This is a genomic window from Serratia sp. EWG9, from assembly GCF_019913725.1.
In the GTDB taxonomy this organism is placed as follows: Bacteria; Pseudomonadota; Gammaproteobacteria; order Enterobacterales; family Enterobacteriaceae; genus Serratia; species Serratia ureilytica.
Window position 1 is genome coordinate 651,812 of the sequence record NZ_JADNRO010000001.1, and the last position, 18,891, is coordinate 670,702.

Below are 18,891 nucleotides of genomic sequence, written 5' to 3' on the forward strand. Positions count from 1 at the left end.
TCAAATCATTTTCCCACAGTTCGCCGATAAAATCTTGTTATCATTTCCCGGTTTATAATCTCGATTACCTCTTCCACTTTTGTTCAATATGCGACAAAATTCGCAGTTCACAACTGCGTACCGGCATTCATGCCCCTCCTGATTAAGCGCTGACGACTTCAACACTAAAAACTCAGTTTTCGCTTCTCTGGAGAAGGATCTACGTAGGCAAACGATTAACATCACACTTACATGCTGTAAACATGTGAGTTCAGGAGTCATTCCTTACATGGCAACGATTAAAGATGTGGCCAAACGCGCGGGCGTTTCCACCACCACCGTTTCGCACGTCATCAATAAGACTCGTTTCGTCGCCGAAGAGACCAAAGCGGCCGTGTGGGCCGCCATCAAAGAGCTGCACTACTCGCCGAGCGCCGTGGCGCGCAGCCTGAAAGTCAATCACACCAAGTCTATCGGTCTGCTGGCCACCTCGAGCGAAGCGCCCTACTTTGCCGAAGTGATCGAGGCGGTGGAAAACAGCTGCTACAGCAAAGGCTATACCCTGATCCTGTGCAACTCGCACAACAATCTGGACAAACAGCGCGCCTACCTGGCGATGCTGGCGCAAAAGCGCGTCGACGGCCTGCTGGTCATGTGTTCCGAATACCCGGATCAGCTGCTGGGCATGCTGGAAGACTACCGCAACATCCCGATGGTGGTAATGGACTGGGGCGCCGCGCGCGGCGACTTCACCGACACCATCATCGATAACGCGTTCGAAGGCGGCTATCTGGCCGGCCGTTACCTGATCGAGCGCGGCCACCGCGATATCGGCGCTATCCCGGGCCAGCTGTCGCGCAACACCGGCGGCGGCCGTCATCAGGGCTTTATGAAGGCGCTGCAGGAAGCGCATATCGATATTCGCGAAGAGTGGATAGTCCAGGGTGACTTCGAGCCGGAGTCCGGTTACAAGGCGATGCATCAAATTCTGTCGCAAAAACAGCGACCGACCGCAGTATTCTGCGGCGGCGACATCATGGCGATGGGCGCCATCTGCGCCGCCGACGAACTGGGGCTGCGGGTGCCGCAGGATATTTCCGTGATCGGCTACGACAACGTGCGCAACGCCCGCTACTTCACCCCGGCGCTGACCACCATTCATCAGCCGAAAGAGCGTCTGGGCGAAATGGCCTTCACCATGCTGCTGGATCGCATCATCAGCAAGCGCGAAGAATCGCAGGTGATCGAAGTGCATCCGAAGCTGGTCGAACGCCGTTCGGTCGCCGACGGTCCGTTCATCGACTACCGCCGCTGATCGTCCTCCCTACCGGAAGCCGGCACGGCTTCCGGTGCCGCCTCACTCAGCCACTCCTGATTCAGCGTCTCGCCATCGCCCAAATACGCCAGCAGCCAGCTCATCGCCGGTGACGGTTTATCCTGTTGCCAGGTCAGGCAGCAGGGGCTGGCGGGAAACGGCTGCTGCAACTGCAACGCCTTCAGCTCACCGCGCTGCACCCGCGGCAGCGCCAGATGCGCCGGCATCATGCCGACGCACAATCCGGCGCACAAACAGTCGAGCGCCGAGGTCCAGTCCGGCACCACCAGCCGCCGCTGGTTATCCAGCGTCCAGGTGACGCGCTTGGGCAGATTGCGCGAGGTGTCTTCCAGACAAAGCGCAGGGTACGGCCTCAACCGATCGTCATTCAACGGCCCTGCCAGCTGCGCCAACGGGTGCTGTGGGCTGACTACGCACAGCCAGTTCATATCCCCCATGTCGCGGAAAGCGAAGCCGCCGCCGACCGGCACCGCGCGGGTGGCGCCAATCGCCATGTCCGCCCTGCCGTCCACCAACGCATCCCACACGCCGTTAAACACCTCGGGTTGCAGCATCAACTCGACGTCGGGGAAATGGCGGTAGAAATCCAGCACCAGCTGGCGGCTGCGCTGCGGTTTGACGATGATGTCCACCGCGATATTCAGCTGACCGCGCCAACCGTTGGCCACCTGTTGACAGTGGCGGCGGGTGTCGAGCATTTTTTTGATAACAGCTCGCGCATCCTTGATAAACAGCGCGCCGGCCGGCGTCAGTTCCACATCTCGGTGACGCCGCTCAAACAGCGGCACCGCCAGCCATTGCTCCAGCTGCCGCACGGTATAACTTACCGCCGACGGCACCCGGTGCAGCTCCTGCGCCGCCGCGCTGAAACTGCCGGTGCGCGCCACCGCATCAACGACCTCGAGAGAATATTCAGACCACATCGCTTTGCCTTCAATTTTTTTAACAGCACTTTGCAAATATTACCGTTTCACAAGCAGAGATCCAGCCGGATACACTGGCCGGCGCTAAAAACCTGCGACACTAAAATATTAACGAGAAATACCATGCGAAATTCCTTTGGTTTTATGTTCTACCTCGCCGGCCTGAGCATGCTGGGTTATCTGGCGACCGATATGTACCTGCCCGCCTTCGGCGCCATGCGGGAGGAACTGCAAATTTCCGCCGGCGCGGTCAGCGCCAGCCTGAGCATCTTTTTGGCCGGCTTCGCCTTCGCGCAGCTGCTGTGGGGGCCGCTCTCCGACCGTCTGGGGCGCAAACCGGTATTGTTGATTGGCCTGACGCTGTTCGCGCTCGGCTGCCTGGGCATGCTGTGGGTGGAAAATGCCGCGCAGCTCTGGATACTGCGCTTTATTCAGGCCATAGGCGTCTGTTCCGCCGCCGCCATCTGGCAAGCGCTGGTGGTCGACCGCTATCGTGAAGGCCAGGCCAACCGCGTATTCGCCACCATCATGCCGCTGGTGGCGCTATCGCCGGCGCTGGCGCCGCTGCTGGGCGCCTGGCTGCTGAACCACGCCAGCTGGCGCGCGATCTTCGCCGTGCTGCTGGCCATCACCGCCTTGTTGCTGCTGCCGACGCTGCTGCTCAAAGAGAACGCCAGGCCAAAACCCGCCGTCGACGCGCCAAAAAGCAGCGTCAGTTTTTGGCAATTATTGAAATCCCCGGTATTCAGCGGCAATGTCGCCATGTACGCCGCCTGTTCGGCCGGTTTCTTCGCCTGGCTGACCGGCTCGCCGTTTATCCTCGGTGATATGGGCTACGGCCCGAGCGACATCGGCCTGAGCTATGTGCCGCAGACGCTGGCCTTCCTGCTGGGCGGTTACGGGTGCCGCGCCGCGCTCAAGCGCATCAATGGCAAAACCCTGCTGCCGTGGCTGCTGGTAGCTTATGCTGTCAGCATGGTGGCCCTGTATCTGGTGGCGACCGTGACCGCCCCGACGCTCACCACGCTCCTGATCCCGTTCTGCGTGATGGCGCTGGTCAACGGCGCCGGCTATCCGATCATGGTGGCCAACGCGCTGATGCCGTTCCCGGACAGCAGCGGCAAAGCCGCCGCGCTGCAAAATACGCTGCAGCTGGGGCTGTGTTTCGTGGCGAGCATGCTGGTATCGACGTTTATTGCGCAGCCGCTGTTGGCGACGGTGACGGTGATGGTGTCCACGGTGATACTGGCCGCGCTGGGGTATTTCATGCAGCGGGGAAAAGCGGCCAAGGCGCCGCAAGAAACGCCGCGCGAACATGCTAACTCAGCGTCATAATTGCCAAGCTAAATAATCACTTAAAGAATATGCGTGCCGAGTGCGATTTACAGTTGAGTCAATGCCTCGGCGCGCCTATACTCAAAAACAACCTTGTAAAGTAACACCTTATAATCTCTATATCTCAATTAGCTGTTGTGTACGCGTCTTGCGTCACACTCTTTTTTTGAAGAGGCGTTTATCCTGCGCCGTTTGCGTCGGGTCGCTTCTTTAAATTTCCTCTGTTCATAGTCGGATATCAGACGCCGCGGGCTTATTTCCCGTCGGTATACGTATGCACCCGCAGAAATTGTCTAAGCTGTTTCCTAACGGGTCATCAGTCAGAAGAAGGTGATGGAGAAGCTATGAGTTCATCGTGTATAGAAGATCTGAGCATCCAGGATAACCAGTGGTACCGTATCGCGCACGAAATGCTCGGTCTGGCCGGTATCGAAATTAACGGATCGCGCCCTTTCGATATTCAGGTTAAAAACCCCGAATTCTTTAAACGCGTTTTGCAGCAAGGCTCACTGGGTCTCGGCGAGAGCTATATGGATGGTTGGTGGGAATGCGAGCGGCTGGATATATTCTTCCAGCGCGTGGTCAGCGCCGGGCTGGAGAAGAAGCTCCCCCACCACCTGAAAGATACCCTGCGTATCGCCGCGGCGCGCCTGACCAATCTGCAATCGAAAAAGCGCGCCTGGATCGTCGGCAAAGAGCATTACGATCTTGGCAACGATCTGTTTACGCTGATGCTCGATCCTTACATGCAATACTCCTGCGGCTACTGGAAAGACGCCGCCACGCTGGAGGAAGCGCAAGAAGCGAAACTGCGGATGATCTGCGAAAAACTGCAGCTGCAGCCGGGCATGCGCTTGCTGGACATCGGCTGCGGCTGGGGCGGCCTCTCCGCCTATGCGGCGAAAAATTACGGCGTGTCGGTGGTCGGCGTGACCATTTCCGCCGAGCAGCAGAAGCTGGCTCAGGCACGCTGCGCCGGGCTGGACGTGCAGATCCTGCTGCAGGATTATCGTGATCTGCATCAGCAGTTCGATCGCATCGTCTCGGTCGGCATGTTCGAGCACGTCGGGCCCAAAAACTATCGCACCTATTTCAACGTGGTAGAGCGCAATCTGGCGCCGCACGGCCTGTTCCTGCTGCACACCATCGGTTCCAACAAGACCGACATGAACGTCGATCCGTGGATCAACAAATATATCTTCCCGAATGGCTGCCTGCCCTCGGTGAGGCATATCGCCGAGGCCAGCGAAGGCCATTTCGTGATGGAAGACTGGCACAACATCGGCGCCGACTACGATCGCACGCTGATGGCCTGGTTCGAGCGCTTCAAACAGGCGTGGCCGCAGCTTGCTCCGCGTTATTCCGAGCGCTTCGAGCGGATGTTCAGCTATTACCTGAACGCCTGCGCCGGCGCGTTTCGGGCGCGCGACCTGCAGCTGTGGCAGGTGGTGTTCAGCCCGAAAGGCGTTGAAGGCGGCATCCGCGTCGCACGCTGAACGCTCCCCTAATAAAAAAAGCCCCGGCAACCTCATCGCCGGGGCTTTTTTTGCTCTTTCGAACCAGGCGGCTTAGCCGCAGTAAACGCGGATGATTTTATCGTTGCTATCGCCGAGGAAGTTCAGACGGCGCAGGTTGAAATCCATGGTGACGGCAGAGTTGTACGGAATGGCGCGCACCTTGGATTCGATCCGCACGCCTTCCAGCGACGTCATCGGCTTGCCGACGTAGTTTTGATACTGCGAAGCGCCGCAGGTATCGTCCGCATCGGCCACTTGCGCGCCGCCGCCCTGCTCAGGTGAACTGCTGCAGGCGCTCAGCGCCAGCAACGCGGTTAACAACAACGTTTTCCCATAAAACTTCACGCGTTTCTCCTCTCTGCTTATGATTCGACTCCGGCGGCAACGCCCGAATCGCTGTCAGTCTTTGTGCGCCGGCGCCACCGCCGCCGCCAGCGTCGCTTCCCGATTGGCCAGCACGCGTTCGACGGTGTCCACTACCGCCTGCGTCTGCGGATCGATCTCGATGTTCACCTTATCGCCCAGGCGTTTTTTACCCAGCGTAGTGCGCTCCAGGGTTTCCGGGATCAGATGCACGCAGAAACGGTTATTCACCACTTCGCCGATGGTCAGGCTAATGCCGTCGATGCCGATGAAACCTTTGTGCAGCACATATTTCATCAATTCCGCATTCGGCATGCGCAGCCATACCTGACGGTTATTTTCAGAGGTATAAATTTTGGCCACTTCCGCCGTGCAGATAATATGGCCGGACATCAAATGACCGCCAATTTCATCATTGAATTTCGCCGCGCGCTCGATATTGACGATGTCGCCCAGCGCCAGATCGCCGAGGTTGGTCAGGCGCAACGTTTCCTTGATCAAATCGAAGCTGACGCGGTTGCCTTCCACCGCGGTGACGGTCAGGCAGCAGCCGTTATGGGCCACCGACGCGCCCAGCTCCAGCCCCGGCAGCAGTTCTGCAGGCATCTCGATCACATGGGTGCGGAAATTGGGTTTCTCATCAATGGCGACCAGCGGCGCGGTGCCTTGTACGATACCGGTGAACATATGTGCCTCTTCTTACTCAATAGATTAAAACGCTTCCGGCAGTTTGCCCCAGTTGGCGCTGAAAACCAAATCCGCGACGGCAAAAAACGCGTCCCTGCGCATTTAATAACTATTTATCTGCGGCGTTTGCTTAACGACGCCGAGCAGGTACAATATTTTTGACAAAATTCCGCTATTTTAATTGTTGTCCTCTCGCGGCAGCCCTCCCTCCCACATATATAAAATAGAAAGGTGTATGCGTGCAGAAGTACTTAATTGAAGCGCGTAGTTTATTGGCTCTCGCTATCCCGGTGATCATCGCGCAAATCTCGCAAACCGCCATGGGCGTGGTGGATACCATCATGGCCGGCGCTTACAGCGCCACCGATATGGCGGCGGTTGCGGTCGGCACCTCTATCTGGCTGCCGGCCATCCTGTTCGGCCACGGCCTGCTGCTGGCGCTGACCCCGGTGATCGCCCAGTTAAACGGCGCCGGCCGTCGCGATCGTATCGCCCATCAGGTGCGTCAGGGCTTCTGGCTGGCCTCCGGCGTTTCCGTGCTGTTGATCGTCGTGCTGTATAACTGCAAATTCGTCATCGACATGATGCACAACATCGATCCGCAGCTGGCGGATAAAGCCGTCGGTTATCTGCACGCCATCATGTGGGGCGCGCCGGGCTATCTGTTCTTCCAGGTGATGCGCAACCAGTGCGAAGGGCTGTCCAAAACCAAGCCCGGCATGGTGATCGGCTTCCTCGGCCTGCTGGTGAATATCCCGATCAACTACATCTTCATCTACGGCAAGTTCGGCATGCCGGAGCTGGGCGGCGTGGGCTGCGGCGTCGCGACCGGCAGCGTCTACTGGATCATGTTCCTGATGATGCGCTGGTACGTGAAGCGCGCGCCGTCGCAGCGCGACATCAAGCGCCAGGCAGGCGATCTCGGCGGCCCGGACTGGGCGGCGCTGAAGCGCCTGATCGGCATCGGCATGCCGGTGGCGCTGGCGCTGTTCTTCGAAGTCACCCTGTTCGCCGTGGTGGCGCTGCTGGTATCGCCGCTCGGGATCGTCGCGGTCGCCGGCCACCAGATCGCGCTTAACTTCAGCGCGCTGATGTTCGTGTTGCCGCTGTCGCTGGGCGTCGGCGCCACCATTCGCGTCGGTTATCGTCTGGGAGAAGGGTCGGTAGAAGGCGCGCGCGTCGCCGCATACTCCGCCATCGGCGTCGGCATCACCATGGCCGTCTGCACTGCGCTGTTTACCGCCACCTTCCGCGAACCGATCGCCCTGCTGTACAACAACAGCCCGGCGGTGGTGGCGATGGCCTCGCAGCTGATGCTGCTGGCGGCGCTGTATCAAATCTCGGATTCAATCCAGGTGATCGGCAGCGGCGTGCTGCGCGGTTATAAAGATACTCGCGCGATCTTCTTCATCACCTTCATCGCTTACTGGGTGTTGGGCCTGCCGAGCGGCTATCTGCTGGCGCTGACCGATGCGGTGGTGCCGGCGATGGGGCCGAGCGGTTTCTGGATCGGCTTTATCATCGGCCTGACCTTCGCCGCCATCATGATGGCGCTGCGCATGCGCTGGCTGCAGAAACAGCCGACCACCGTCATCCTGCAGCGTTCTACCCGCTGAGTCCGTTCCCGGCCGGTTTTCTCCCCGGCCGGGCAGCGGGTTGCGGAAAAAAACGCCTGTCTGCGCACAACCTCAGCAATCGCGTGAAATACCGAATAAAATTGCGCTTTTCCCCTTGCCAGCACGCGGGTAGCTCGTTAATATTCGTCCCCGCTGTCAGCCATGACAGACAGGAAAAGATGCGTCCGTAGCTCAGTTGGTTAGAGCACCACCTTGACATGGTGGGGGTCGGTGGTTCGAGTCCACTCGGACGCACCAAATTCCAGAAGCAGTACAGTGCGTCCGTAGCTCAGTTGGTTAGAGCACCACCTTGACATGGTGGGGGTCGGTGGTTCGAGTCCACTCGGACGCACCATATTGCTGATTCACCTCTCCCCCTATCGCGTTATAATTCTCGCTGTTTCGTCTCTGCCCGACCGCTCGATTTTTCATGTCGATTGCGCCGAACTACCGCCATCAGCCATCAGGAACGCCACATGACCACCTTCACCGCCAACACCCCCTTTTTACCGCTCGACAATGGCCTTGCCCGTCGTGAAGGCGTGATGAGCGACGGTTCGCCGGCAGCGGAAGTGCGTTTCGAGACCGGGGCCTTCGGCCAGCTGCAAAAGCCCGCGCACGCGCTGCAAACCCGGGTGATATCGGGTGAATTCGAGTTCACCCTCGGCGGCGACACGCGGACAGTGCGGACCGGCGAGAGCCTGACCCTGCCGGCCAACGTCGCCAGCGGCTGCTTCTGCCTGAGCGCCGGTGTGCTGCTGGAAATCCCGCAAACGCGCTAAGCCGCATTTACAGCAAGGTTATTTGCGCAACAAGCCGTACGCAACGCGTTGCATTTGCGCCACATTTGCCCTCGTTTTGACATATCCGCCGCACCGCCGCGGTTTTTTATTTTGTTTCCCGCCGCTTAGCCTTTATAATGCGCAACGTCTATCAGTTGAATGGTTTCAGCCCTTGATCTGCGAAAACGCAATAACAACACGATTTAATCTCACCCCGTTGCGCAGCATCCCCGCGCCCCCGCGCGGGCTGAATTTTTCCGCCCCACATCAACTGTCGTCACCTATCCTTAACTATGTTTTTCACCACCAGGCACGGCTCAAATTCCCTATCGGCGTAAACAACGCCGGTCAAATTCGTTTTTTTATCCATCACAACTTGTAGAAAACTCCGCCATGAAAAAGACCAAAATTGTTTGTACCATCGGTCCAAAAACCGAATCGGAAGAAATGCTGACCAACCTGCTCAATGCGGGCATGAACGTGATGCGTCTCAACTTCTCTCACGGCGACTATGAAGAGCACGGCAACCGCATCAAGAACATGCGCGCCGTGATGGCGAAAACCGGTATCAACGCCGGCATCCTGCTGGATACCAAAGGCCCGGAAATTCGCACCATGAAACTGGAAGGCGGCAAAGACGCCTCTCTGGTCGCCGGCCAAACCTTCACCTTCACCACCGACCAGAGCGTGATCGGCAACAGCGAACGCGTGGCGGTGACCTACGCCGGCTTCGCCGCCGACCTGAAGATCGGCAACACCGTGCTGGTTGACGACGGCCTGATCGGCATGGAAGTCACCAACGTGACCGAGAACGAAGTCGTTTGCAAGGTGCTGAACAACGGCGACCTGGGCGAGAACAAAGGCGTCAACCTGCCGGGCGTGTCCATCCAACTGCCTGCGCTGGCCGAGAAAGACAAACGCGACCTGATCTTCGGCTGCGAGCAAGGCGTCGACTTCGTGGCGGCGTCCTTTATCCGTAAACGCTCCGACGTGCTGGAGATCCGCGAGCACCTGAAAGCGCACGGCGGCGAGCAGATCCAGATCATCTCCAAGATCGAGAACCAGGAAGGCCTGAACAACTTCGACGAAATTCTCGAAGCGTCCGACGGCATCATGGTTGCCCGCGGCGATCTGGGCGTTGAAATCCCGGTAGAAGAAGTGATCTTCGCCCAGAAGATGATGATCGAAAAATGCAACCGTGCGCGTAAAGTGGTGATCACCGCCACCCAGATGCTCGATTCCATGATCAAGAACCCGCGCCCTACCCGTGCGGAAGCCGGTGACGTCGCCAACGCCATTCTGGACGGCACCGACGCCGTCATGCTGTCCGGCGAAAGCGCCAAGGGCAAATACCCGCTGGAAGCGGTCAACATCATGGCGACCATCTGCGAACGCACCGATCGCGTGATGCCAAGCCGCATCGATACCCTGAACGATCGCCGCAAGCTGCGCATCACCGAAGCGGTATGCCGCGGCGCGGTTGAAACCGCCGAAAAACTGGACGCGCCGCTGATCGTCGTCGCCACCAGCGGCGGCAAGTCAGCGAAATCCGTGCGTAAATACTTCCCGAACGCCGTGATCCTGGCGCTGACCACCAACCAGACCACCGCGCATCAGCTGGTGCTGAGCAAGGGCGTTATCCCGCAGATGGTCAAAGAAATCGCCTCCACCGATGACTTCTACCGCATTGGTAAAGAAGCCGCGCTGGCCAGCGGCCTGGCGCAAAAAGGCGACGTCGTGGTGATGGTTTCCGGCGCGCTGGTGCCGAGCGGCACCACCAACACCGCCTCGGTACACGTGCTGTAATATAAAACGTGACATAATTATCTTGATCAAAACGCCGCTTTGCGGCGTTTTTTTTATCGGCAGTAAACTATTTTTCTCAAAACGCAACCGCGATCTGCTCATTATTTAGCTAATAACAAATCGGAGTAGTCCCATGGAAGCCGGCTGTTTTCCCTCGTTTTTTTAACTAATTTGTAAAACCAGATGCAAGTTTGAGCGAACGATCAAAATAAAGCACCTCAACACTAAAAAATTATTCTCTTTCGAAAAAAGTTTGTGTAATACTTGTAACGCTACATGGAGATTAACTCAATCTAGAGGGTGTTATAATGAATCGTACTAAACTGGTACTGGGCGCGGTAATCCTGGGTTCCACTCTGCTGGCTGGCTGCTCTAGCAACGCTAAAATCGATCAACTGTCTTCTGACGTTCAGACTCTGAACGCTAAAGTTGATCAGCTGAGCAACGACGTGAACGCAATGCGTTCTGACGTTCAAGCGGCTAAAGACGACGCAGCACGCGCTAACCAGCGTCTGGACAACCAAGCTCACGCTTACAAAAAGTAAGATAGCTTTGGTTATTGAAAACGGCGCACATTGTGCGCCGTTTTTTTGCCTGTTTGTCGCCTGGGCTTTCCAGCTCTGCAGGCAAAAAAAAGAGGTTCAGCACGCTGAACCCCTCTTCGACCACTCAATCCGGCAACCTTAGTTCACCGAGCTGATTGGCGCTGCCTTGAATGGGCTCTTTTTCGCCGCAGGAGCCGCTGCAGGCGTTAAACTCACCTCAGACGGGCTCTCCCCTACGTTGACCAGCACCGGCATGCCAGAGCGGCGTACAACCGCGCTATCGAACACGGCGCGATCGGTTTGCCCATCGGCAGCAAAGGCTTTCTCCGCTTTAGACAACGCGATCGGCATGGTCTGCGGATCGTCGCTTTCCACCCGCGACAGCGGCTGGTGCACTTCCACATAGCGTTTGCCGTCCGGCTCGACCGAAATCTTCACCGGATCGTTGATCACTTGCACCCGCGTACCGCGCGGCACCATGTTGAACAGCGCCTCGATATCCGTCGGACGCAGGCGAATACAGCCGGAGCTGACGCGCATGCCGATACCGAAGTTGGCATTGGTGCCGTGGATCAGGTATTCACCGCGCCCCATAGCCAGACGCAGGGCGAACAGCCCCATCGGGTTCTCAGGGCCGGCCGGCACCACCGCAGGCAGCGTCACACCCTGGGATTGATAGCGCTTGCGGATGTTGGCGGTGGGCGTCCAGGTCGGATTAGGGATCTTCTGGCTGATGGAAGTCACCTCCAGCGGCGTGTGCATCCCGGTCTGGCCGATACCGATCGGATAGACGATCACTTTATTCTCGCCTTTCGGATAGTAGTAAAGGCGCAGCTCGGCCAGGTTGACGATGATCCCTTCACGCTTGGTGTCAGGCAGCAGCATTTGGGTCGGAATGGTCAGCACCGTACCCGGCTTAGGCAGGAACGGATCGGTGCCGGGGTTGGCTTCCAGCATGCCCAGCAGGCCAATCTTGTAGTCGGCGGCGATCGCCTCCAGCGGACGGCCGTCGTTTGGCACGGTATAAGTGGTGTTTTCACCGATCAGACGGCTGTCCGGCGGCGGCAGCGGGTATTCGGTCGCACTGGCGGCCTGCGTGCCGGCCAGTACGGTGGCGAAGACCATGCCCATTAAACTCAACGCACGTTTCATTATCATCCCTATATTTTTTATGACGGTTCGCCCCCAAGGCTAACGAGCGCCTGGCGGTGGGTAAATCAGACAATACCTGATTAATACTAGCAACGCTGGCATCAAAGGCAATAAGTTCTCTAAAAATCAACACGTTATAACGTAATCGTCGTCGCTGATTGTCAACGAAACGTCAATGGGTAAGCTGCTGAAATATCACTGAATTGGGGGATGAACCCCGGGGAAAACGGCGGATTGTAAAGACTCATTGACAAAGCGAATATATCAATGAGCCTTTAAAGAGCAGTGGCGTTAAGGATCAGGCCAGCTGAGCGGCTTTACTGCGAATGGCGCGGATCATCGCCTCCAGCCCCTGTGAGCGCGAAGGCGTCAAATGTTGGCTGAGCGCCAGCTCGGTGAAAAACGGCCGCACGTCGAGCTCGACGATTTGCTGTGGCGTCAATTGACGATAAAGAATAAACACCACCGCCAGCAGCCCTTTGACGATCGCCGCGTCGCTATCGCCATGGAATTCGACCTGCCCTTGCTCATCGCAGCGCATCACGATCCACACCTGGCTCTGGCAGCCGGAAATCAGGTTCTCGGCCTGCCGCTCGGCCTCGTCCAGCGGCGGCAATTTGGCGCCGAGTTCAATCACGTACAGATATTTCTCCTCCCAGTTCAAACAGCGGGAGAAATTACGCACCAATTTGTCTTTGTCCGGCAAATTCGCCATGGGGATCCTTTTGTACCGCCGAGGACGCGCCCCGGCTAGCCTAACAGCTGATGAATGCGTTGCAGCCCGGCCACCAGCCGGTCCACCTCTTCGCGGGTATTATATAACGCCAGCGACGCGCGGCACATGCTCGGCACCTGATAAAACGCCATCAGCGGCATGGCGCAATGGTGGCCGGTGCGAATGGCGATGCCGTACTGATCGAGGAAGCTGCCGACGTCATAGGCATGGTGTTCCCCCAAATTGAAGGCGATCACCCCGGCCCGATGTGCCGGACCATAGATTTTCAGCGTCGGCACCTGCTTGAGCGCCTCAAGCGCGTAATGCATCAGCGACTGTTCATAATCGCGGATCGCATTCAGCCCCAGGGCTTCGACGTAATCGAACGCCGCGCCCAGCCCCATGATGCCGGCGGTGTTCGGCGAACCGGCCTCGAAGCGCCAGGGCGGATCGGCGAAGGTGGTGCCCGCCGTCAGGCTGACCTGACGGATCATCGAACCGCCCCCTTCCCACGGTGGCATCTGCTGCAGGAGCGCCTGGCGCCCATACAGCATGCCGATGCCGGAAGGGCCATACAGCTTATGGCCGGAAAACACGTAGAAATCGCAGTCCAGCGCCTGAACATCGACGCGCTGGTGCATCACCGCCTGCGCGCCGTCCACCAGCACGGTCAGATCCGGCGCCAGGGCTCTGGCGCGGGCGATGATGTCGCGCACCGGGTTGACGGTGCCCAGCACGTTGGAGACCTCGGTCAGCGCCAGCAGTTTACAGGACGCGTCGATCAGTTCCGGCAACCGCGCCAGATCCAGCGTGCCATCCGGCTGCAGCGGCCAAACCCGCAGCTGCAGACCGCGCTCCTGCGCCAGCATCTGCCAGGGCACGATGTTGGCGTGGTGCTCCATCTCGGTGATGAGAATCACGTCGCCCGGCTGCAGCCGGTGGTGGCCAAAGCTGTTGGCCACCAGGTTGATGCCTTCGGTGGTGCCCTTGACGAACACCATCTCTTCCGCCGAGGCGGCGTTGATAAAGCGCGCCGCCTGTTCTCGCACCGCTTCCATCTGCTGAGTCGCCTCGGCGCTTAGGGTGTGGATGCCGCGATGCACCGCGGCATAGCCGTGGCGATAGAAATCCAGTTCGCGGTCGATTACCGTCTGCGGTTTCTGCGCGCTGGCGGCGCTGTCGAGGTAGGCCAGCGGTTGGCCGTTCACCTCGCGCGCCAGCAGCGGGAAGTCGCCGCGCACGCGTTCAATCGGATAACTCATGCAGCCTCCCCCGGCAGGCGCTGGGCGATGCGCGCCAGCACCCGTTCCCGGATGGTGTCGTTGGCGATGCCTTCGGTCAGCTCGGCGGCGAAGGCGAAGATAATCATCTGCTGCGCCGCGCGTTTGTCGATGCCGCGCGACTGCAGATAAAACAGCTGTTCTTCATCGATACGCCCCACGGTGGCACCGTGGCTGCACTTAACGTCGTCAGCGTAGATCTCCAGCTGCGGCTTGGTATCCACTTCCGCCACTTTCCCCAACAACAGATTGTGGTTGGTCATCTGCCCGTCGGTTTTGATGGCGTGTTTGGCCACTTTGATCATGCCGTTGAACACCGCTTTGCCGCGATCGCTGACCACGGTTTTATGCAGCTGGCGGCTTTCGCAGTAGCCCTTGTTGTGTTCCAGATAGGTGCGGGTATCGCAGATCTCCTTGCCCACCGGCAGCACCAGGCTGTTGATCACCAGATTGGCGCCTTCGCCGTTCAGCTGCGCGCTGGTGTTGTGGCGCGTCAGGCCGGCGCCCAACAGGAAGCTGTCGCTTTTCACCCGCGCGTCGCGGCCGATGACCAGATCGTTATGGGCAAAGTGGTAGCTCGGCCGGCTTTCAAACGCCAGCTTGCAGTGCAACAGCCCGGCGTTGTCCGCCACGTTGGCGGTCAGGCGCGCGCCGGTAAAGTGCGCGGCCTCGCTCAGGCTGACATAGTGTTCGATCACTTCCGCCTCGGCCCCGCGCCCAATCTCCAGATGATGACGATGATGCACGGTATTCACTTCCCCCGTCACGCCGCGGCCGTGCTGATATGCAGCAGGTACAGCGGCCGTGTGGGGGCTTTGCCGGCCGGCAGACGGATCAGGCTGGTTTCCTGCGCGAGGCTTTCGGTCAGATGCAGGAAGACTTCGGGCTGAATGGGCTCCGGCAGCGCCTGCGGCGTGCCGTAGGCGGTCAGCTCGAACTGGTAGTCGCCCAGATCGCCATCGCTGAGCGCGGCACTGTAGCGGCCATCGATAAACACCAGCCGGCAGGCGTCGATACCGAGCGCCAGCGCCTCGAGCTGCGCGGCGTTCACGGATGCGGGCTGCGGCTCAAGGAATTGCTGCTCCAGCAGCCCCTCGAGCGGCGTGTATTTCCAGTTCTCATGTTTGCGCGTCGGCCAGCCGAGTCTCAGCGCCTGCTGCCAGTGCGCCAGCGCATGGGGCGAACGCTCGCCGCCGCGGCCTTCGAACAGACGATACAGCTGCTGCAACGCGTTGGCGTTACTGTTGGTCGGTAAGCCAGCCATAGCCCTGCTCCTCCAACTGTTTCACCAGCGAGAAATCGCCGGATTTGACGATGCGCCCCTGGGACAGCACGTGTACGTAATCCGGCTGGATGTAGTCCAAAATGCGCTGGTAGTGTGTGACGATGATAAAGGCGCGCTTGCCGTCCCGCAGCGAGTTGACGCCGTTGGCGACGATTTTCAGCGCGTCGATATCCAGACCGGAGTCGGTTTCATCGAGAATGCACAGATCCGGCTCCAGCGCTGCCATCTGCAGAATGTCGTTGCGCTTTTTCTCGCCGCCGGAAAAGCCGACGTTGACCGAACGCGTCAGCAGATCGGCCGGCATATCCAGCAGCGCTATTTTCTCTTCGATGAAATCGGCGAAGTCAAAACGATCCAGCGGCTCCTGCTCGCGGTATTTGCGCACCGCGTTGACCGAGGTCTGCAGGAAGAAGTGGTTGCTGACGCCGGGGATCTCCACCGGGTACTGGAAGGCCAGAAACACGCCTTCGCCCGCGCGATCTTCCGGATCCAACTCCAGCAGGTCCTTGCCCTTGAAGGTGACTTCCCCTTCGGTCACTTCGTACTCTTCACGCCCGGCCAGCGTGGCGGAGAGCGTGCTCTTGCCCGAGCCGTTCGGCCCCATGATGGCGTGCACTTCGCCCGGTTTGATCTCCAGATCCAATCCCTTGAGGATCTCGTTGCCTTCCACGCTGACTTTCAAATTCTTGATGCTTAACATGCTGTGTCCTCAGATAGCGCCGACGGCGCTAAAAATGCGGCGATTAGCCCACGCTGTGTTCCAGGCTGATGGCCAAAAGTTTCTGCGCCTCGACGGCGAACTCCAGCGGCAGCTCGGAGAAAACGTCCTTGCAGAAACCGTTGACGATCATCGAAATGGCGTCATCCTCGCTGATGCCCCGCTGCAGGCAGTAGAACAGCTGGTCGTCGCCAATCTTCGAGGTGGTGGCTTCGTGTTCCAGCTGCGCGCTGTTGTTGCGCGCTTCAACGTAAGGGAACGTGTGGGCGCCGCTGTCCGGCCCGATCAACATCGAGTCGCACTGGGTAAAGTTACGGGCGTTTTCCGCCCCCGGCAGGATTTTCACCAGGCCGCGATAGGTGTTCTCGCTGTGCCCGGCGGAAATGCCTTTGGCGATGATGGTCGACCTGGTGTTTTTGCCGATGTGAATCATCTTGGTGCCGGTGTCCGCCTGCTGATGGCCGCTGGTCAGCGCCACCGAGAAGAATTCGCCGATCGAATTGTCGCCCTGCAGGATCACGCTCGGGTATTTCCAGGTGATGGCCGAGCCGGTTTCCGACTGGGTCCAGGACATTTTCGACCCGGCGCCTTCGCACAGCGCGCGCTTGGTGACGAAGTTGAGGATGCCGCCCTTGCTGTCGCCGCCGGAGAACCAGTTCTGCACCGTCGAGTATTTCACTTCGGCGTCTTTATGCAGGATCACTTCCACCACCGCCGCGTGCAGCTGATAGCTGTCGCGAACCGGGGCGGAACAGCCTTCGATGTAGCTGACGTAGCTGCCTTCGTCGGCGATCAGGATGGTGCGCTCGAACTGGCCGGTTTTGGCGGCGTTGATACGGAAATAGGTCGACAGCTCCATCGGACAGCGCACGCCCTTCGGCACGTAGACGAAGGTGCCGTCGGAGGCCACCGCGGCGTTCAGCGCGGCGAAGAAGTTATCGTTGGACGGCACCACGCGCCCCAGATACTGGCGCACCAGATCCGGGTATTCCTGGATCGCTTCGCCGAACGAGCAGAAGATCACCCCGCTCTCCGCCAGTTTTTCACGGTAAGTGGTGGCGACCGAGACCGAGTCGAAGATAGCGTCCACCGCCACCTCGCTGCCCTCGCGCACCGGCACGCCGAGCTGGTTAAACGCCAGCTCCACTTCGCTGGTCAGGTAATCTTTTTCCGTCGCCGCGCCCGGTTGCTGCTCGGCGCCGGGCTGCGAACCGCAGGCGTCGTCGCAGCTGCCGCAGGACGGCGCCGAATAGTAACTGTAGTCCTGGTAGTTAAGGCGTTCGTAATTGGCCTTCAGCCAGTGCGGCTCTTCCATCTGCAGCCAGGCGCGGTAGGCCTCGAGGCGGAATTCCAGCATCCACTCGGGTTCGTTGCGCTTGGCCGAAATGGCGCGCACCACCTCTTCGTTGATGCCCTTGGCCAACTCATCGGTTGCCAGCTGGGTGAAGAAACCTTCTTTGTAGCGACCTTCGCTGACCCAAGCCTGCACTTCATTAGGCATTTCTACATTGCTTCGTGTCATGTTGATTGCATCGCTCAAACGCCAAAACTCTCGCCGCACCCGCAGGCATGCTGAGCTTTAGGGTTATTGAATTTGAATATCTGATTCAGCCCTTCGCGGACATAATCTACCGTGGTGCCGTCAATAAACGGCATCGCCTTCAGCGGCACATAGAGTTTGGCGCCGTCGCGCTCAAACAGCAGATCGTCATCGGCGGGTTCGCGGGTCAGATCCAGCACATAGGCAAAGCCGGCGCAGCCGGATTGTTTTACCCCTAGCTGCAGCCCTTTCACCTGCGGATCCTGCTGCATCAGTTTCGTTATTTGTCGTACGGCGCTGTCGCTTAGCGAAATGCCTTGCCAGACATTCTCGTCCAAAGAAAAAGTGCCGACATTTTCCGTTTGCATAGGGTCTACCTCACACTCGTGTTTGGCCACAGCCAATCTGGGTTACTTATATGTTAGTGATAACGATTATCACTTCAACCGTTTGTTTTGCGGGGGTATCCGCCGCGAGCGCGGTTTTTCGCTGCGGCGTGCGGCAAGCCAGCGGGACATCCGTGGCGGCTTGCGGCGTGTGGCGGCAAGGCGTGCATGCTATCCCTATGAATTTGTTCTTTATCCTGCATCACCGTACCGCACTCCCCGGTGGCCCGTCAGCGTTACAGCGCCGCCGTGCGTTGCCGATCTAAACATTCATAGAAAATACCTATTTCTGCATTCTGTCTGTCGTAAATGTGCGTTTATCGGCATTTTGCGCCGCGGCGCAAGGCGCGGCCTTTAAGTTAAAGTTTAGTCGCTCTGGGTTAAGTTGGGCCGTCGATGGCCTTTTACCCCCATGGAATGAAAAAACGCTGCCACGGGGATTGATCGGCAACGCGGCAGTTTATATGATAATGATTATCATTCAATTTGAATTTGAGCGCGAAGCCAATGACTCTTTCGATCAACGCATGGTTGCTGGGCAAGATTGATGACTACAAATTCAGCGTGCGCGACGCCACGGTGGACTTTTATATGGCCGAAGCGGCGCTGCGCCGCCCGGAATGCAATATTGATCATCTGAAGCGGTACAACAGCGTCAGCCTCACCATGGCCAATCTGTGCCTGGAGAACGGCGATGATGACAGCTATCTGCATGCGCTCAGCAAACTGCACAACCGGCTGATCGTCGAGATCAACAATCCGCAGCGCTGCCAGCTGTTTCGGGTGCAAAGCTACCACTTCGCCCGCCACACGCTGACGCTGATCTGCCAAAAATATGCGATGGAAGGCACCTGGGAGAAGGCGAACGCGTTTCAGAAGGACTTCGTCAAACGCGTGCCGTTTCAGCTGTAAAACGAAGCGCTCCG

The 18,891-nt window shown here is 58.6% G+C and carries 17 protein-coding genes, 2 tRNA genes and 1 pseudogene; 10 read left to right on the forward strand and 10 right to left on the reverse strand.

Annotation, left to right across the window (positions count from 1 at the left end):
- Nucleotides 1-268: 268 nt before the first annotated feature.
- Nucleotides 269-1,294 carry an HTH-type transcriptional repressor PurR gene (gene purR, locus ITX55_RS03045; RefSeq protein WP_004931336.1) on the forward strand — a complete coding sequence of 342 codons (1,026 nt, stop codon included), beginning with the start codon at nucleotides 269-271 and terminating at the stop codon, nucleotides 1,292-1,294.
- Here purR and punR read toward each other — a convergent pair.
- Nucleotides 1,282-2,238 (reverse strand): DNA-binding transcriptional activator PunR, encoded by a 957-nt coding sequence (gene punR / locus ITX55_RS03050; RefSeq protein ID WP_147880578.1) that lies wholly within the window; start codon nucleotides 2,236-2,238, stop codon nucleotides 1,282-1,284. The genes purR and punR overlap by 13 nt on opposite strands.
- A 123-nt stretch (nucleotides 2,239-2,361) precedes the next feature.
- Here punR and punC point away from each other — a divergent pair, with 123 nt between their 5' ends.
- Both punC and cfa read left to right on the forward strand, forming a co-directional pair.
- Nucleotides 2,362-3,573: a purine nucleoside transporter PunC gene (gene punC / locus ITX55_RS03055; protein WP_223084803.1), complete on the forward strand. Its 1,212-nt coding sequence runs from the start codon at nucleotides 2,362-2,364 to the stop codon at nucleotides 3,571-3,573.
- A gap of 344 nt (nucleotides 3,574-3,917) precedes the next feature.
- Nucleotides 3,918-5,069, forward strand: a complete 1,152-nt coding sequence (gene cfa, locus ITX55_RS03060; protein ID WP_033642914.1) for a cyclopropane fatty acyl phospholipid synthase — start codon at nucleotides 3,918-3,920, stop codon at nucleotides 5,067-5,069.
- Nucleotides 5,070-5,141: 72 nt separating this feature from the next.
- Here cfa and ITX55_RS03065 read toward each other — a convergent pair whose 3' ends face one another.
- Nucleotides 5,142-5,435, reverse strand: coding sequence for an I78 family peptidase inhibitor (locus ITX55_RS03065; RefSeq protein WP_033642913.1), 294 nt, complete (start codon nucleotides 5,433-5,435; stop codon nucleotides 5,142-5,144).
- A 54-nt stretch (nucleotides 5,436-5,489) separates the two neighbouring features.
- Nucleotides 5,490-6,140 (reverse strand): riboflavin synthase, encoded by a 651-nt coding sequence (locus ITX55_RS03070; RefSeq protein ID WP_033642912.1) that lies wholly within the window; start codon nucleotides 6,138-6,140, stop codon nucleotides 5,490-5,492.
- 239 nt (nucleotides 6,141-6,379) lie between these two features.
- Here ITX55_RS03070 and ITX55_RS03075 point away from each other — a divergent pair, with 239 nt between their 5' ends.
- From ITX55_RS03075 to ITX55_RS03100, 6 genes are all read left to right on the forward strand, one after another.
- Entirely contained in the window at nucleotides 6,380-7,756 is a 1,377-nt protein-coding gene (locus ITX55_RS03075; protein ID WP_187048836.1) for an MATE family efflux transporter, read from the forward strand.
- A gap of 181 nt (nucleotides 7,757-7,937) precedes the next feature.
- Nucleotides 7,938-8,014 (forward strand) — tRNA-Val (locus ITX55_RS03080).
- A 20-nt stretch (nucleotides 8,015-8,034) separates the two neighbouring features.
- A tRNA-Val gene (locus ITX55_RS03085) sits at nucleotides 8,035-8,111 on the forward strand.
- 121 nt (nucleotides 8,112-8,232) lie between these two features.
- The gene (locus tag ITX55_RS03090; protein WP_142002364.1) at nucleotides 8,233-8,538 is read left to right on the forward strand and encodes a cupin; all 306 of its coding nucleotides are present in this window, start codon (nucleotides 8,233-8,235) and stop codon (nucleotides 8,536-8,538) included.
- A 393-nt stretch (nucleotides 8,539-8,931) separates the two neighbouring features.
- On the forward strand, nucleotides 8,932-10,344 hold the full coding sequence (pykF, locus tag ITX55_RS03095; RefSeq protein ID WP_033642909.1) for a pyruvate kinase PykF: 1,413 nt from the start codon (nucleotides 8,932-8,934) through the stop codon (nucleotides 10,342-10,344).
- 308 nt (nucleotides 10,345-10,652) lie between these two features.
- Entirely contained in the window at nucleotides 10,653-10,889 is a 237-nt protein-coding gene (locus ITX55_RS03100; protein ID WP_004931354.1) for a major outer membrane lipoprotein, read from the forward strand.
- 138 nt (nucleotides 10,890-11,027) lie between these two features.
- Here ITX55_RS03100 and ITX55_RS03105 read toward each other — a convergent pair whose 3' ends face one another.
- The 7 genes and pseudogenes from ITX55_RS03105 to sufA all read right to left on the reverse strand — a co-directional run bounded on the left by ITX55_RS03105 (nucleotide 11,028) and on the right by sufA (nucleotide 17,947).
- A complete protein-coding gene (locus ITX55_RS03105; protein WP_033642908.1) occupies nucleotides 11,028-12,041 on the reverse strand; it encodes a L,D-transpeptidase family protein in 1,014 nt (337 codons plus the stop codon).
- Between the two features lie 298 nt (nucleotides 12,042-12,339).
- Nucleotides 12,340-12,756 (reverse strand): cysteine desulfuration protein SufE, encoded by a 417-nt coding sequence (gene sufE / locus ITX55_RS03110; RefSeq protein WP_033642907.1) that lies wholly within the window; start codon nucleotides 12,754-12,756, stop codon nucleotides 12,340-12,342.
- Nucleotides 12,757-12,791: 35 nt separating this feature from the next.
- Nucleotides 12,792-14,018: a cysteine desulfurase SufS gene (gene sufS / locus ITX55_RS03115; protein ID WP_108680615.1), complete on the reverse strand. Its 1,227-nt coding sequence runs from the start codon at nucleotides 14,016-14,018 to the stop codon at nucleotides 12,792-12,794.
- Nucleotides 14,015-15,300 (reverse strand): annotated as a pseudogene (sufD, locus tag ITX55_RS03120) (Fe-S cluster assembly protein SufD). Before sufD ends, sufS begins: the two are co-directional and overlap by 4 nt.
- Complete coding sequence (gene sufC, locus ITX55_RS03125) at nucleotides 15,275-16,021, reverse strand: Fe-S cluster assembly ATPase SufC (RefSeq protein WP_016927936.1); 747 nt, start codon at nucleotides 16,019-16,021, stop codon at nucleotides 15,275-15,277. The pseudogene sufD and the gene sufC overlap by 26 nt, the downstream one beginning before the upstream one ends.
- A gap of 43 nt (nucleotides 16,022-16,064) precedes the next feature.
- Entirely contained in the window at nucleotides 16,065-17,561 is a 1,497-nt protein-coding gene (gene sufB / locus ITX55_RS03130) for a Fe-S cluster assembly protein SufB (RefSeq protein WP_060660781.1), read from the reverse strand.
- A 14-nt stretch (nucleotides 17,562-17,575) separates the two neighbouring features.
- Complete coding sequence (gene sufA / locus ITX55_RS03135) at nucleotides 17,576-17,947, reverse strand: Fe-S cluster assembly scaffold SufA (protein ID WP_004931368.1); 372 nt, start codon at nucleotides 17,945-17,947, stop codon at nucleotides 17,576-17,578.
- A 525-nt stretch (nucleotides 17,948-18,472) separates the two neighbouring features.
- Between sufA and ITX55_RS03140 the strand changes: the two genes are divergently transcribed.
- Complete coding sequence (locus ITX55_RS03140; RefSeq protein WP_004931369.1) at nucleotides 18,473-18,877, forward strand: hypothetical protein; 405 nt, start codon at nucleotides 18,473-18,475, stop codon at nucleotides 18,875-18,877.
- The last annotated feature ends 14 nt before the right edge of the window (nucleotides 18,878-18,891 follow it).